Raw genomic sequence first — 14,537 nt, 5'->3', positions numbered from 1 at the left:
TGCTAAACGGCGGAACGGACGGCAGCTTCGAGGACGTCCAGGGCGTCAGCCAGCAGGTCCTCGCCGATAACCAGCGGCGGCAGCAGGCGCACCACGTTGCCGTAGGTTCCGCAGGTCAGGATGATGACTCCTTCGGCCAGGCAGGCCGCTGCCACCGCTTTGGTGATCTCGGCGTCGGGCGTCTTGGTGCCCGGCTTCACGAACTCCAGCGCCAGCATGGCGCCGCGGCCGCGCACCTCGCCGATCACACCGGTCTCTTCAGCCAGCGCCCGAAGGCGGGGAACGCAGATCTCTTCAATGCGGCGGGCCCGGCCGGCCAGGTCAGAGGTTTCCATCGTGTCGATCGCCGCCAGTGCTGCGGCGCAGGCGACCGGGTTGCCGCCGTAGGTGCCGCCCAGTCCGCCCGGGTGGACGGCGTCGAGCAGTTCTGCGCGCCCGGTGACGGCCGAGAGCGGCAGGCCGCCGGCAATGCCCTTGGCCATGGTCATGAGGTCCGGAACCACGCCCTCGTGCTGCACGGCGAACCACTCGCCGGTGCGGCAGAAGCCGGACTGGACCTCGTCGGCGATGAAGACAACACCGTTGTCGGCGGCCCACTGGGCCAGGCGCGGGAGGAAACCCTCGGCCGGGACAATGAAGCCGCCCTCGCCCTGGATCGGCTCGATCAGGATGGCGGCGGTCTGGTCCGCACCAATCTGCTTTTCAATGGCGACGATGACACGCTCGGCGGCCTCGGTGCCGGTGATCTCAGGGTTTTCCTCGCGGTACGGGTAGCTCATGGGCATCCGGTAGACCTCGGAGGCAAACGGCCCGAACCCGGTTTTGTACGGCATCGCCTTGGCAGTCAGCGCCATGGTGAGGTTGGTGCGGCCGTGGTAGGCATGGTCAAAGGCGACGACGGCGTTCCGTCCGGTAGCGGCGCGGGCAATCTTGATCGCGTTTTCCACCGCCTCCGCCCCGGAATTGAACAGGACGGTGCGCTTTTCGTGGGTGCCGGGCGTGACTTCCTGCAGCTTTTCGGCCAGGGCGATGTAGCCCTCGTACGGGGTCACCATGAAGCAGGTGTGGGTGAAGTGGTCCACCTGCTCCTTCACGGCGCCGACGACGGCGGGGTCCGAGGCACCGACGCTGGTCACGGCAATGCCCGAGCCCAGGTCGATGAAGGAGTTGCCGTCAACGTCGCGGATGATCCCGCCGTCGGCGTCGGCCACGTAGACCGGAACGGAGGACGCCACGCCCTTGGCGACCACGGCGGCGCGGCGGGTGTTCAGCTCGACGGACTTCGGCCCGGGAAAGGTGCCGTTGATGCTGCGTTTTTGTTCCAGCCGGAAAGCGGGAACGGCTTGGGTGCTCATGGGGTGTGCCTTTCGAACGGTGCTGCGAAAAAAGGGTGCGGCGGGCTGCTGCCGGCCGTGAGGGGAACTAGGCGTCCAGGGCCGTCATGACGTGCTTGATCCGGGTGTAGTCCTCCACGCCGTACATCGACAGATCTTTGCCGTAGCCGGAGCTCTTGAACCCGCCGTGCGGCATTTCGGCCGTGAGCAGGATGTGAGTGTTGATCCAGACCGCACCGAAGTCCAGGTCACGGGCCAGGCGCATGGCCCGGCCGTGGTTGGTGGTCCAGACAGAGGATGCCAGGGCGTATTCGACGTCGTTGGCCATCTCCACCGCCTCGTCCTCCGTAGTGAAGGTCTGCACGGTAATGACGGGGCCGAAGGTTTCCTTCTGCACCACGTCGTCGTCCTGGCGGGCGCCGGTGATCACGGTGGGTTCAAAGAAGAAGCCCTTGGCGCCGGCCCGCCTGCCGCCGGTGGCGATGCTGCAGTGTTCCGGCAGGGACTCGATGACGGCGTTGACCGCATTGAAGTGGTTGATGTTGTTCAGCGGGCCGAAGTAGTTGGCTTCGTCGTCCTCGTGCCCGGTTTCGAGCGTCTTGGTGTGTTCGACCAGGGCCGCCACAAACTCGTCCTGCGCGGAGTCCTCCACCAGTACGCGGGTGATGGCGGTGCAGTCCTGCCCGGCGTTGAAGAAGGAGAACTCGGCGATGGCCTGTGCTGTTTTCTGCAGGTCGGCGTCGGCGAAGACCACGGCCGGCGCTTTGCCGCCCAGTTCAAGGTGCGCACGCTTGAGCGTCTTGGCTGCACCCGACGCCACGGCAATGCCGGCGCGGACGGAGCCGGTGATGGAAACCAGGCCGGGGGTCGGATGCTCCACCATCGCGGACCCGGTTTCACCGGTGCCCAGGACGACGTTCAGGACGCCTGCGGGGAAGATCTCACCGGCGAGCCGGGCCAGGACAAGGGTGGATTCCGGCGTGGTGTCCGAAGGCTTGAGCACCACGGTGTTGCCCGCTGCGAGCGCGGGGCCGATCTTCCAGACCGCCATCAGCAGCGGATAGTTCCACGGGGTCACCTGCGCCACGACGCCGATGGGCTCGCGGCGGATGAAGGAGGTGTGCCCCTCCATGTACTCTCCGGCGGCCTTGCCCTCAAGGAGCCGGGCGGCACCGGCGAAGAACCGCAGCTGGTCTGCTCCAACCGCCACTTCCTCGGCTGCAATGATGGAGCGGACCTGCCCGGTGTTGCGGTGCTGGGCTTCCACCAGCTCATCGGAGTTTGCTTCCAGTGCGTCGGCGAGCTTCAGCAGCATCAGCTGGCGCTCGGACGGCGTGGTCCGCTTCCAGGTCTTGAACGCGGCTGCGGCCGCGGCCATGGCGGCGTCGACGTCGGCCCGGACGGACACCGGGGAGGAAGCCACCACTTCGCCGTTGACGGGGTTGACGATCTCCAGCTGCTCGGTTCCCCGGGCCGGAACAAACTCTCCGTTAATAAAGTTCTGCAGCGTCTGCGCCATCGCATTGTCCTTTCAGGATTTCAGGATGAAGAATGCCCGGACGCCGGCGTCCGGGGCTTTCCTCCAAACCTAGGCGGTGACGTCCGTGTTCCAAAGGGGCAACCGGACAAGAGTCACGGGCCGTAACTGTGCAGGCGACCAAACAACGGAGCTCTATAGTTGCTCCATGCCGATCTACCTGTCCGACCTGCTGGCCGCCCCGGAGCTGGACCTGCGCCCGCACGGAACCGCTCCGGTCTCCCCTGCTCCCCTGCACTGGGTAGCCGTCACCGAACTGGAGGACCCGTTTCCCTTCCTGGGCGGCGGCGAGGTTGTCCTGACCACCGGGCTGCGGCAGCGCACGGGAGCCGTACAGCGCAGCTTCGTCGACAGTGTGCACCGGGCCGGGGCGGTTGCCATTGGCTTTGGCACCGGCCTGAGCCATGCCAAAGTGCCGGCGGCCCTGATCGAAGCTGCCGATCTGCACGGCCTGCCGGTGTTTGAGGTGCCGTACGAAACCCCTTTTGTCGCGCTGGGCAAGATGGTTGCCGATGCCCTCTCCACCGACCACGTCACGCAGCTGCGGGAGCTGCTGGCAGCCCACCAGTCCCTGGCCGGAGCACTGCTGGGCGGCAACGGACTGCCGGGACTGCTGCAGGAACTCGCCGTGCTGCTGGGCAACGATGTGGCGCTGTACCAATACGGGGCACGGGTGCTGGCGGCCGGTTCGGATGGCGGGGCCCTTTCCGGAACCGGCTCCGGCGGGGCCGGCTCCGGCGCGGCCTCCTCCCGGCACCGCATCCCCATCGCGACCGGGCTCCGGGACCGCTGCACGCTGGTCATCACCGAGCCTTACCGGCGTCCCGATATTGTTGCCTACGCCCAAAGCCTCATCAGCGTGGAGTTGAGTAACCAGGCCCGGCGGCGGGCCCGGGACCGCGCTGTCACCGGCCAGCTGCTCTCCGATGTGGTGGCAGGACGCCTGACCGGCAACGATGCGGCGCTGCGGCTGCTGGGCGCCGGAATCTCCACCGCCCGGCGGCAGCTGACCTTCCTGGTGGAGGTAGCCTCCGGCCAGGTCCGCTCGCTGCCCGCCCTGCCGCTGCCCCCGGAGTTCGACGGCGCCGCCACCGCCGTCGTCGACGGCCGGCTTGCCGTGGTGGTGGCCGAAGGCGACGGCGCCGCGCTGGCACGCGTTCTCGGCGACTACCTCTACGGCACCGGGCTGACGGCGAGGATCGGGTTCGGCGGATCCTATGCCGAACCTGCCGGGCTGCGCTGGAGCTACTTTGAAGCAAAGGAATCTCTGCAGCGCGGGCAGAGCATCAATGAACCCGAACGGCTGAGCCTGACCTCGCTGCTGATGTCCGGCGCCGATGTTCCGCTGGCGGATCTGGCGGCTGAGGCACTGGATCCGCTGACGGATTTTGATGCCCTCCATGACGCGAGTCTGCTGGACACTTTGGAGCAGTATCTGGCCCTGAACGGGTCGGTGGCCGCCGTTGCCGACGCCCTGGGCCTGCACCGGAACACTGTCCGCTACCGGCTCGGGCAGATAGCGGACCTCACCGGCTACGACCCGGCCGTCACCGCGGACCGCGTGCACCTGTTCCTGGCTCTGCACGTGCGCCGGCTCGGTCTCGGACAGGGCTGATCAGGAATCCGGCCGGACCTCCAAACCCGCCGGACACCCAAAACCCGCCGTTGCCGCGCGCCGGGCGTGAACCATAGGGTGTAGGGATGGACAACAGCGTGCGGCCCGCCCGAATCTTCCGCTGGCAGGGCGTGGACAACTCCGCACGCCGGGACACCGCAGCTGTCTCTTTCCGCGAGCGGGAACTCGCGGCCGGGGGCACTTCCGTCACGGAGGACTACACCGCCACGTGGACACTCACCACTTCCACCGGCTGGGTCACCCGCCGGTTCAGCATCCAGGTCCAGGCCCCCGGCTGGTCGCGGTCCCTTGAACTCACCCGCTCCAGCGACGGGAAGTGGAGCGCGGAAACGGAAGTCTCCGGCGACGCCGGACTCCCCGCCCCGGGAATCACCGACCCCCGCGCCCTGGACAACGCCCAGGATGTGGACCTGGCCCTGTGCCCCCTGACGAACACCATGCCCGTCCTCCGCCTGGACCTGCTGAACTCCGCCGCGCCCGTGGACGACACCCCGCTCACCATGGCCTGGGTGGAAATGCCGAGCCTGCGGGTGCTGCCCAGCAACCAGGTCTACTCGCAGGTTTCGGCCTACGACGACGCCCGCGGGTACGGGGTTGTGCTCTACAGTTCGGCCACCCGAGACTTCACCGCGGAGCTGACCGTGGATGCCGACGGCGCCGTGCTGAACTATCCCCGCCTGGCTGTGCGGGTGCGCTGAGGGGCCTTCGCACCCGGCTAGGATTGAAGTACACCACCCGCAATTTTGGAGACCCCATTGAGTCAAATGTTCCTGGACAAATTCAAAGCCCTGGTCCCCAAGTATCTTGAGGATGACTGGCGCGAAGAAGAAGACGGCATCCCTGCAGACGTCCTGAACGAAATGCTGGACGCCCACGACTTCACCATCCCCCTGGTGCTGCGGGAGTTCTACCTCGCCCTGGGCAACAACGAGGACCTCATGGAGGCCTTCCACTTCTTCTGGGATCCGGACGAACTCGAAATCGAGGACGGCTACCTGCTCTTCCTCGAGGACGAGGACGAGAAGTTTGCCTGGGGTTTCCGCGTGGACCAGCTCGATGTTCCCGACCCGATCGTCTGGCGGCGCAACAACGCCCGCGGCGACTGGCAGAGCGAAGAAGGAACCTTCAGCGAATACGTCTTTGACATGTTTGAGTGGGTCTTTGAGGAAGATCCGAACTAAGGAGCCCTGAATGCAGCAGCCCGGCACGGTTGGCGATGCGCCGCGGAAGGCCATCTGGCCCAGCCATGCACCCGAAAACTACCAGTGCCCGTTCTGTGACATGGCCTCCGGGGAGTTCAAGGCTCCGGGCAACCTGTGCGAGCCCGGGGACCTGGTCTACTCGGACGAGCTGGTGCTGGCGTTCATCGCCTCGCACGGCTTCGATCCGGAGCCCGGGCACGTCCTGGTGACTCCCCGGGAGCATTTCGAGCTGCTGTATGAACTGCCCGACGACGTCGCCGCCCGCCTGATGATTGTCACCCGCGACATTGCGGTGGCCATCAAAAAGGCCTGGCGGCCCGACGGCGTCACCACCCGGCAGCACAACGAGCCGGCCGGCAGCCAGCATGTCTGGCACTACCACCAGCATGTGCTGCCCCGCTGGGACAATGACGGGCTTTACTTCACGCCCAAGCGCCCGATCGTGGATCCGGCCGTCCGCGCCCGGAAGGCCCGGGAGCTCAAGTCAGTCCTCACCGTCTCGGAGTACGGGCTCTAGACGTCCCGCTCCACCACTGCGTGGGCGAAGCTGGCCAGTGCCCGCTTCACCACGGACTCGGGCAGCGGCTCCAGCACCGCCACGGCCTCGTCGGACCACTGCCGGGCCACTGCCCATGCTTCGGCGGTTGCCGGGTTTTCCCGCAGGGCTTCCACGGCCGCGGACAGTGCGTCGTCCGAGCTCAGGTCCCCGTCCACCAGATCCAGCACGGCGGCGGCTTCCGCATCGCCGGCAGCGGCGTTGCGCCGCAGCAGCAGCACCGGCAGGGTGGGAACGCCTTCGCGCAGGTCGGTGCCCGGCGTCTTGCCGGATTTGGCCTCGAGGCCGGTCACGTCAATGACGTCGTCGGCCAGCTGGAAGGCGGTGCCGACCTTCTCGCCGTACTCCACCATGATGTCGATCGCCTGGCGCGTCGCGCCGGAGAACAGTGCGCCGAGCTGCCCGGAGGCGGCAATCAGCGACGCCGTCTTGCCGGAGATGACGGAGAGGTAGTGTTCCAGCGGATCCTGGCCGTCGTTGGGGCCCACTGTCTCGTGCAGCTGGCCCAGGCAGAGCCGCTCAAAGGTGCGGGCCTGAATGCCCAGCGCTTCGCCGCCAAGTTCGGACACCAGGGAGGACGCGCGGGCGAAAATCAGATCGCCGGTCAGCACCGCCACCGAGTTGCCCCAGACCTCGTGCGCGGTGGGAGCGCCCCGGCGCAGCGGCGCGGAGTCCATGACGTCGTCGTGGTACAGGGTTGCCAGATGCGTCAGTTCGACGACGACGGCGGACTGGATCACCTTGGCGTTGGTCGGCTCCGGGCCCAGATGCGAGGCCAGCAGCGCGAGGAGCGGTCGGATCCGCTTGCCGCCTGCCTCGGCCAGGTGGCGCGAGGTGGCGTTGGCGAAGGGATCGGAGTTGGAAATCGCGTCCAGGAGTTCGGCTTCGACCTGTTCCAGGGACGCAGCGATCGAAGGACCCAGCTGCGGGTCTTCGGCGATCAGCGCGAATCCGGCCGGCAGCACAGGCGCGGCCTCGTCGGCGGCACTATCCGGGCTGGTGTTCGAGGATTCAGTCACGGTTTTAGACTAACTTTTCGTCGGAGCGGGTTGGACGGCTGGCTGGGTCCTGCATCTTGATTCGAGGCGGCCGGAACCAGGGCTTCCAGCACGGCGATAACTCTATCCTCCGAACCCTTGCTGCTGTGGTCCGTGAGGTTGGCCAGCATTCGCACCACAAACCGCATCAGCACCGGAATCGGCATGCCGGTGCGCAGCGCGAGCTTCATGATGGCCGGTTTGCCGATCAGCCCCGCAAAGATCCTGCCCAGGGTGAAGTGGCTGCCCCATTCGGCGCGGATGTGGTCGGAGTAGCCGGAGAGACGGCGGTCAAAGGCCGCGTCGGCGGAGAGCAGTCCCGGTGTGCGGGCTTCGCTTTCCGCGGCCACTATGAAGTCCGCGGCAAACCGGGCGGATTCCATGGCGTAGGAAATGCCCTCGCCGTTGAACGGGGACACCATGCCGCCGGCATCGCCGAGCAGGAGCAGTCCCGGCGAGTAGTGCGGGGTGCGGTTGAAGCCCATCGGCAGGGCAGCACCGCGGATTTCCCCCACCTGGTTCTCGGGGCTGAACCCCCACTCGGCGGGCATGCCCGCGGTCCATTCCCGCAGCACCTTGCGGTAGTCGAGCTTGCCGAATTCCTTGGAGGAGTTCAGGATGCCCAGGCCCACGTTGGAGGTTCCGTCGCCTACGCCGAAGACCCAGCCGTAGCCGGGCAGCGGGTTTCCGGCGGCGTCGGGAAGTTCCAGCCAGCCTTCCATCCAGTCATCGTTGGTGCGCGGACTCTGGAAGTAGGTGCGCACGGCCACGCCCAGCGGCCGGTCGTCGCGCTTTTCGAGCCCTAAGCTCAGTGCGGTGCGGCTGGAGTTGCCGTCAGCGGCCAGGACGACGTCGGCGGAGAACTCCCGGGTCTCCCCCGTGCGCCGGCCGGCGTCGTCGAGCACGTTGGCCACCACGCCGGTGACCCGGCCGGCGTCGTCGCGCACCGCGGCGGTAACCGAATGGCGTTCCAGGATGGTGGCGCCGGCAGCCTCGGCATGACGGGCCAGAGCTTCATCAAAGCCCAAACGGGTACGGATCAGGCCGTAGTCGGGGAAATCCGAGAGCACCGGCCACGGCAGCTCAAGGGTGCGGCCGGCGGCAATGAGGCGCAGTCCCTTGTTCCGGCGCCAGCCGTCGGCTTCGTCGTGGGGCAGATCCAGGAGCTGGACTTCCCGGACGGCACGCGGAGTAAGGCCGTCGCCGCAGACCTTTTCCCGCGGAAACGAGGTTTTTTCCAGGACGGTAACTTCCACTCCGGCCCGGGCAAGGTGGTAGGCCGCGGTGGAACCGGCGGGGCCGGCTCCGACAATGAGGACGCTCACTTAGATGGCTGTCCTCCCCGGCTTCACAGCGCGGTGAATGGCCACGATGCCGCCGGTGAGGTTGCGGTAGGCGACGTCGGTCCAGCCGGATTCGGCGACCCAGGCAGCCAGTTCGTCCTGATTGGGCCAGGCGCGGATGGACTCGGCCAGGTAGACGTAGGCGTCGGGATTGGACGCAACCTTCCGGGCAATCGGCGGCAGTGCACGCATCAGGTACTCGGTATACATGGTGCGCCACACGGGCACGGTGGGCGCGGAGAACTCGGCGATGACCAGGCGGCCGCCGGGCTTGGTAACACGCAGCATTTCAGCGAGGGCCTTCTTCGGCTCATTCACGTTGCGCAGGCCGAAGGAGATGGTGGACGCGTCAAAGGAGTTGTCCTCGAACGGCAGGTTGGTGGCGTCTCCGGCTACAAAGTCGATGTCGGGGCGGCGGCGCTTGCCCACCTTGAGCATGCCCAGGGAGAAGTCGCAGGCCACCACGTTGATGCCGGCGTCGGCGTAGGGCTCGCTGGAGGTTCCGGTACCGGCGGCCAGGTCCAGGACCCGCTGACCGGGCGAGGCGCCGACGGCGTCCACCACGATGCGGCGCCAGCGGCGTGTCTGCCCGAGGGACAGCACGTCGTTCACGACGTCGTATTTCGGTGCCACGTCGTCAAACATGGCAGCGACTTCATCCGGGCGTTTATCCAACGATGCGCGATTCACTCGATCATTGTCTCAAAGAATGTGCAGGGGACCGAACCCGAGGCGGCTGTGTCTGGTCCCTCACCTGCCCGGGCAGTGCCCGCCCGCCCCGGGCCGCAGGTACGGGGCCGGCGGGGTGCAGGTAACCTCCGGCACATCCGGACTGGGAGTAGGCTGGAGTCATTATGACCACCCTGCGTTCCCTGACCGTGCCCATTGGTGAGCTGTCCGCCACAATCGGGCTGCTGGAGTATCTGGTCCTCAATGACCAGCTTGCCTGGATCCGCAGCGGTGAGGGGCTGGTGGGCTTTGGCGAAAGCGCCCGTTTCACCGCGAGCGGGCCGGAGCGGTTTGCCGATGCGCAGCAGTGGTGGCTGAAGCTGGCCGACGACGCCGACATTGAGAATCCCCTGGAGGTTCCAGGCAGCGGGCTGGCCGCATTCGGCTCCTTCGGCTTCTCCAAGCGCTCCCCCTTTGAGTCCCGGCTCATCGTTCCGGAGATCATAGTCGGCTGCCGCGACGGTGCCGCCTGGATCACGCAGACAACCGCCGACCCCGACGCCGAGCTGAGCCTGGCCACCGCACAGACGGCCCTGGCCCACTATCTGGACGAAGTTCCCGTGGCCCGCGAGCCGGACCCCGAAGACCGCATCCTTCCGGGCGTCCTCACCGAGGCGGAATGGAAGAACGCCGTCGCCCGCTCCGTGGCGCACATTAATGCCGGCGACTTGAGCAAGATCGTCCTGGCCCGCGACATTGTCGCGTCGCTCGGATCACCGGTTTCCGCGGCACAGGTGCTGCGCGAGCTGGCCCTGCGCTACCGCAGCTGCTGGACCTATTCCGTTGACGGGCTGATCGGCTCCACTCCGGAAATGCTGATCAAGGTGGAGAACGGTGTAGCCCGCGCCCGGGTGCTCGCCGGAACGCTGGACCGGGCCACAGCGCCGGCCGATGACCCGGACTACCCGCAGCGGGTGCTCGCCGGATCCGACAAGCAGCGCCACGAGCATCAAATTGCCATCGACTCGCTCACCCGGCAGCTGGAGCCGTTCACTTCCTCGATGACCTCGCACACCGAACCCTTTGTGCTGGAACTGCCCAATGTGTGGCACCTGGCCTCCGACGTCGCCGCTGATCTGGCCCCCGGGGCCGACGGCGGGATCCCCACCTCGCTGGCGCTGGTGGAAGCACTGCATCCCACCGCAGCCGTGTGCGGGTTCCCGACGAGCGTTGCCGGTGAGCTGATCAGCGAGCTTGAACACATGGACCGGGGGCCGTACGCCGGCCCGGTGGGCTGGATGGATGCTGACGGCAACGGCGAATGGGGCATCGCCCTGCGCGGTGCCGTTATTGAGGATCCCCGCACCGTCCGCCTGTATGCAGGCTGCGGCATTGTTGCCGGTTCCAACCCCGCCGCGGAGCTGGCGGAGACCTGGAGCAAGTTCCGGCCCATGCTTGAAGCGCTGGAGCTGGACCGGGCCGCCGGCGCCGTCCAGTGGCCCTAGGTGCCCGGAACCAACCCTTGACCGTGTGATCCAAGACGTGTAAAAGCACCTCCCCGGAGTGCGTATAATTGAGTGAGCATGCATAATTATGCAGGCCCTGATGCGCTCCGGTTCGCCGGAACCGGTTCCGTCTTTTTCCGATCTGAGGTTCTTTCCATGCTGAACAAAGCACGCACCGCACTTGCAGCCGTTCTGGCTCTCGGCGCCCTGACCGCAACTGCCTGCAGCGGCGGCGGCGGGACGGCGGAAACGGAGTCCGGAATCCCTCTGGTCAACGAGGGTGCACTGACCGTTTGCTCCAACGTTCCGTTTGAGCCCTTTGAATACGTGGGCGACGACGGGGAGTACACCGGCTTCGACATGGACCTCACCCGGGAAATTGCTGCGGGGATGGGACTGGAGCTGGAAGTCCAGAACGCCAGCTTCGACGGCCTGCAGAGCGGCACCGTTCTCGCCGCCAACCAGTGTGACCTGATTGCGGCGGCTGTCTCCATCACCCCCGAACGCGAAAAGAACCTGGCGTTCTCCGACCCCTACTACGACTCACTGCAGTCGCTGCTGGTGTCGGCCGATTCCACGGCTAAGTCGCTGGAGGACATGGGCGGGAAGAAGATTGGCATCCAGCAGGGCACCACGGGTGAAACCTATGCCCGCGACAATGCACCCTCCGACACCGAGGTCATTGCCTACCAGACCGACGCCGAACTCTTCCAGGCGCTACAGGCCGGCAACATCGACGCGGTGCTGCAGGACCTGCCCGTGAACCTTACCCACACCGACGGTGATTCCTTTACGATCGCGGCCACTTACCCCACCGGTGAGGCGTACGGCCTGGCGATGAAGAAGGAAGGCAGCGAGAAGCTGGTTGAAGAGGTCAACAAGCAGCTCGCCGCCATGCGCGAGAATGGAAAGTACACCGAGCTTTACGACAAGTACTTCACCGAATAACGCCCGCGCGCGGACCGGTTGCCCGGCCGAGGCTCCGCCGTCGATACCCCCGCGGAATTCAGACGTGCGTAGAATCTAGATTGCTTTCATCTGTTTATGAAGGGGCAATCGCCACTGGCTCCGTCCACGAAAAGGTTATAGATCCATGCTGACAAAAGCACGCAGAACCGCCCTTGCCGCAGTGACTCTGGGCGCCCTGGCACTGACCTCCTGCGGCGGGGACGATTCGTCCGCCGACGCCGGTTCCGGTTCCGAACTTGGCCTGGTCTCGGAAGGAACCCTGACGGTTTGCTCTGAAATTCCGTACGTGCCGTTCGAGTATGTCGAAGACGGGGAATACACCGGTTTCGACATTGACCTTATTCGGGAAATCGCTGCGGGCATGGGACTCGAGACGGAAATCCAGCAACAGGGCTTTGAGGCTATTCAGGGCGGTACCGCCGTCAGCGCCGGAATGTGCGATCTGAGCGCCAGCGCCGTCACCATCACGCCCGAGCGCGCAGAAAAGCTGCTGTTCAGTGACCCGTACTACGACTCCCTGCAGACCCTGATGGTTCCGGAAGGCTCAGACATCAAGAGCATTGATGATCTGGCCGGCAAGCGGGTTGGCGTGCAGCAGACCACCACGGGTGCCGCTTATGCGCAGGAAAACGTCAAAGACGCCGAAATCATTGAATACCCCGGCGACGGCGAACTGTTCCAGGCCATCCAGGGCGGAAGCATTGACGCCATCCTGCAGGACATCGCGGTGAATACCTCCCACACGAAGGAGGGCGGCTACGACATCGTGGAGGAATACGAAACGGACGAGTCCTACGGCTTCGCCTCCAAGAAGGAAAACGCTGCCCTGATCGAAGAGGTCAACGCCCAGCTGGCCGAACTGCAGGACAACGGCAAGTACTCCGAGATCTACGACAAATACTTTGCTGAATAAGCACTGACAAGCACTGAACGTTCCGCCGTCCCGGGTTGCGATCCAATCCGGGACGGCGCCACACATATCTTCCGCGGAAGGCTCCACCTTGAAACCCTCCACCCGCAGACGCCTCTTCCGGGGCAGCCTGTATGCCGTCTTTATCCTGGTCGTTCTGGCCGTAGTCCTGCTTGCGGACTGGAAAGCCATCGGGGTGAACTTCTTTGACCCCGAAGTGGCAAAGGAGGCCTTCCCGACCATCATCACGGTGGCCGCGAAGAACACCATCATCTACACGGCCATCGCCTTTGCCGGCGGCCTGCTGCTGGGCCTGATCCTGGCCCTGATGAAGCTCTCCCCGGTGGCACCCTACCGCTGGGCCGCCACCGCGTACATCGAAATCTTCCGCGGCCTGCCCGCCCTGCTGGTGATCTTCGCCTTTGCCTTCGCAGTGCCGATCGCGTTCTCCTGGCGTCCGCCGGGCGGCAATGCCGGCGCCGGCCTGATCGCCCTGATCGTGGTGTCCGCCGCGTACATCGCCGAGACCATCCGCGCCGGCATCCAGGCGGTTCCTCCCGGCCAGATCGAAGCCGCCCGCTCGCTGGGCATGGGCCCGGCCTGGACCATGGTCTCCGTGACCCTGCCGCAGGCCTTCCGCATCATCACTCCCCCGCTGACCAACGAGCTGGTGATCCTGATCAAGGACACCTCGCTGCTGTTCATCGCCGGCATGGCGCTGGCGGACCGCGAACTCACCACGTTTGCCCGCGATGCCGTCTCGCAGAATGCCAACGCCACTCCGCTGGTGCTGGCTGCCCTGATGTACCTCATCATCACGCTGCCGCTGACGCAGCTGGTGGCCAAGCTTGAACGCCACAACCAGAGAGGCCGGTGACTGCCATGAGCACTGCAGCATCCAGCTCCCCCGCCGCCGCCAACACCGCCGTACCCGCCATCCAGGTGCGGAACCTGCACAAGAGCTTCGGCTCCAATGAGGTCCTCAAGGGCATCGACTTCCACGTGGACCAGGGCGAAGTGGTCTGCGTGATCGGCCCGTCCGGTTCCGGCAAGTCCACCCTGCTGCGCTGCGTCAACCGCCTGGAGGAGCCCACCAGCGGCACCATCCTGGTGGAGGGCGTAGACATCACCGATCCCGAGACGGACCTGGACAAGGTCCGCACCCGGATCGGCATTGTGTTCCAGCAGTTCAACCTCTTCCCGCACCTGAACGTGCTGAAGAACCTCACGCTGGCCCAGCGCCGCGCCAAAAAGCGCGGCAAGGCCGAGGCCGAGGAAGTTGCCCGGAAGAACCTGGCCAAGGTGGGCCTGGGCGACCGCGGCGATGCGTTCCCCGCCCAGCTTTCCGGCGGCCAGCAGCAGCGCGTGGCCATTGCCCGGGCGCTGTCCATGGATCCGGACATGATGCTCTTTGACGAGCCCACCTCCGCCCTTGACCCCGAGCTCGTGGGCGACGTGCTCGCCGTCATGCGCAACCTGGCTGAGGAAGGCATGACCATGATGGTGGTGACCCACGAGATCGGCTTTGCCCGTGAAGTCGGTGACCGCGTGGTCTTCATGGACGGCGGCGTCGTTGTCGAGCAGGGCCGCCCGAGCGACGTCCTGGACAACCCGCAGCACCCGCGCACCCGCGAGTTCCTCTCCAAGGTGCTCTAGGCCTTCTGCCGCAGCAGCCATCCCGCACTTCGGTGCGGGATGGCTGCTTTTGTTTTGGCCGGGCCTGCGCTGTCTGGGTATGCCCAGGCAACGGCGGCTTCTTCATCCAGGACATCGAGGTAGTGCGGTTCCCGGGGCGGGCTGCCGCTTCGTACGACGGGGTCGGACATGAACGGAGAAAGG

The 14,537-nt window shown here is 66.0% G+C and carries 15 protein-coding genes; 9 read left to right on the top strand and 6 right to left on the bottom strand.

Features of this window, described 5'->3' with window-relative positions; all coding sequences use genetic code 11:
- Positions 1-2 precede the first annotated feature (2 nt).
- On the bottom strand, positions 3-1,355 hold the full coding sequence (gabT, locus tag WKB88_RS03985; RefSeq protein WP_341393275.1) for a 4-aminobutyrate--2-oxoglutarate transaminase: 1,353 nt from the start codon (positions 1,353-1,355) through the stop codon (positions 3-5).
- 67 nt (positions 1,356-1,422) lie between these two features.
- A complete protein-coding gene (locus tag WKB88_RS03980; protein ID WP_341393274.1) occupies positions 1,423-2,853 on the bottom strand; it encodes a gamma-aminobutyraldehyde dehydrogenase in 1,431 nt (476 codons plus the stop codon).
- 166 nt (positions 2,854-3,019) lie between these two features.
- On the opposite strand from WKB88_RS03980, the gene WKB88_RS03975 reads away from it, so the two are divergent.
- The 4 genes from WKB88_RS03975 to WKB88_RS03960 all read left to right on the top strand — a co-directional run bounded on the left by WKB88_RS03975 (position 3,020) and on the right by WKB88_RS03960 (position 6,226).
- Positions 3,020-4,486 carry a PucR family transcriptional regulator gene (locus WKB88_RS03975; RefSeq protein WP_341393273.1) on the top strand — a complete coding sequence of 489 codons (1,467 nt, stop codon included), beginning with the start codon at positions 3,020-3,022 and terminating at the stop codon, positions 4,484-4,486.
- An 86-nt stretch (positions 4,487-4,572) separates the two neighbouring features.
- Positions 4,573-5,205 carry a putative glycolipid-binding domain-containing protein gene (locus WKB88_RS03970; RefSeq protein WP_341393272.1) on the top strand — a complete coding sequence of 211 codons (633 nt, stop codon included), beginning with the start codon at positions 4,573-4,575 and terminating at the stop codon, positions 5,203-5,205.
- Positions 5,206-5,262: 57 nt separating this feature from the next.
- A complete protein-coding gene (locus tag WKB88_RS03965; RefSeq protein ID WP_341393271.1) occupies positions 5,263-5,688 on the top strand; it encodes a hypothetical protein in 426 nt (141 codons plus the stop codon).
- A gap of 10 nt (positions 5,689-5,698) precedes the next feature.
- On the top strand, positions 5,699-6,226 hold the full coding sequence (locus WKB88_RS03960) for an HIT family protein (protein ID WP_341393270.1): 528 nt from the start codon (positions 5,699-5,701) through the stop codon (positions 6,224-6,226).
- Here the strand turns inward: WKB88_RS03960 and WKB88_RS03955 are convergent.
- The 3 genes from WKB88_RS03955 to WKB88_RS03945 are packed head-to-tail and all read right to left on the bottom strand — an operon-like array spanning position 6,223 to position 9,335.
- Positions 6,223-7,284, bottom strand: coding sequence for a polyprenyl synthetase family protein (locus tag WKB88_RS03955; RefSeq protein WP_341393269.1), 1,062 nt, complete (start codon positions 7,282-7,284; stop codon positions 6,223-6,225). The two genes, WKB88_RS03960 and WKB88_RS03955, sit on opposite strands and share 4 nt — an antisense overlap.
- Positions 7,281-8,627 carry a geranylgeranyl reductase family protein gene (locus WKB88_RS03950; protein ID WP_341393268.1) on the bottom strand — a complete coding sequence of 449 codons (1,347 nt, stop codon included), beginning with the start codon at positions 8,625-8,627 and terminating at the stop codon, positions 7,281-7,283. The genes WKB88_RS03955 and WKB88_RS03950 overlap by 4 nt, the downstream gene beginning before the upstream one ends.
- Positions 8,628-9,335 (bottom strand): demethylmenaquinone methyltransferase, encoded by a 708-nt coding sequence (locus WKB88_RS03945; RefSeq protein ID WP_341393267.1) that lies wholly within the window; start codon positions 9,333-9,335, stop codon positions 8,628-8,630. It abuts the gene before it with no gap.
- 164 nt (positions 9,336-9,499) lie between these two features.
- Here WKB88_RS03945 and WKB88_RS03940 point away from each other — a divergent pair, with 164 nt between their 5' ends.
- From WKB88_RS03940 to WKB88_RS03920, 5 genes are all read left to right on the top strand, one after another.
- Positions 9,500-10,819, top strand: a complete 1,320-nt coding sequence (locus WKB88_RS03940; RefSeq protein WP_445818865.1) for an isochorismate synthase — start codon at positions 9,500-9,502, stop codon at positions 10,817-10,819.
- A 156-nt stretch (positions 10,820-10,975) separates the two neighbouring features.
- Positions 10,976-11,767, top strand: coding sequence for a basic amino acid ABC transporter substrate-binding protein (locus WKB88_RS03935; RefSeq protein WP_341393266.1), 792 nt, complete (start codon positions 10,976-10,978; stop codon positions 11,765-11,767).
- Positions 11,768-11,912: 145 nt separating this feature from the next.
- Positions 11,913-12,701 (top strand): transporter substrate-binding domain-containing protein, encoded by a 789-nt coding sequence (locus tag WKB88_RS03930; protein WP_341393265.1) that lies wholly within the window; start codon positions 11,913-11,915, stop codon positions 12,699-12,701.
- A gap of 88 nt (positions 12,702-12,789) precedes the next feature.
- On the top strand, positions 12,790-13,575 hold the full coding sequence (locus WKB88_RS03925; RefSeq protein WP_341393264.1) for an amino acid ABC transporter permease: 786 nt from the start codon (positions 12,790-12,792) through the stop codon (positions 13,573-13,575).
- Between the two features lie 5 nt (positions 13,576-13,580).
- Positions 13,581-14,354: an amino acid ABC transporter ATP-binding protein gene (locus WKB88_RS03920; protein WP_341393263.1), complete on the top strand. Its 774-nt coding sequence runs from the start codon at positions 13,581-13,583 to the stop codon at positions 14,352-14,354.
- Here WKB88_RS03920 and WKB88_RS03915 read toward each other — a convergent pair.
- On the bottom strand, positions 14,351-14,524 hold the full coding sequence (locus WKB88_RS03915; RefSeq protein ID WP_341393262.1) for a hypothetical protein: 174 nt from the start codon (positions 14,522-14,524) through the stop codon (positions 14,351-14,353). The genes WKB88_RS03920 and WKB88_RS03915 overlap by 4 nt on opposite strands.
- Between the last annotated feature and the right edge of the window lie 13 nt (positions 14,525-14,537).

Origin of the sequence: Arthrobacter sp. G119Y2, from assembly GCF_038069765.1 — a bacterium.
In the GTDB taxonomy this organism is placed as follows: Bacteria; Actinomycetota; Actinomycetes; order Actinomycetales; family Micrococcaceae; genus Arthrobacter_B.
This window is presented reverse-complemented; position numbering and strand designations above follow the sequence as displayed.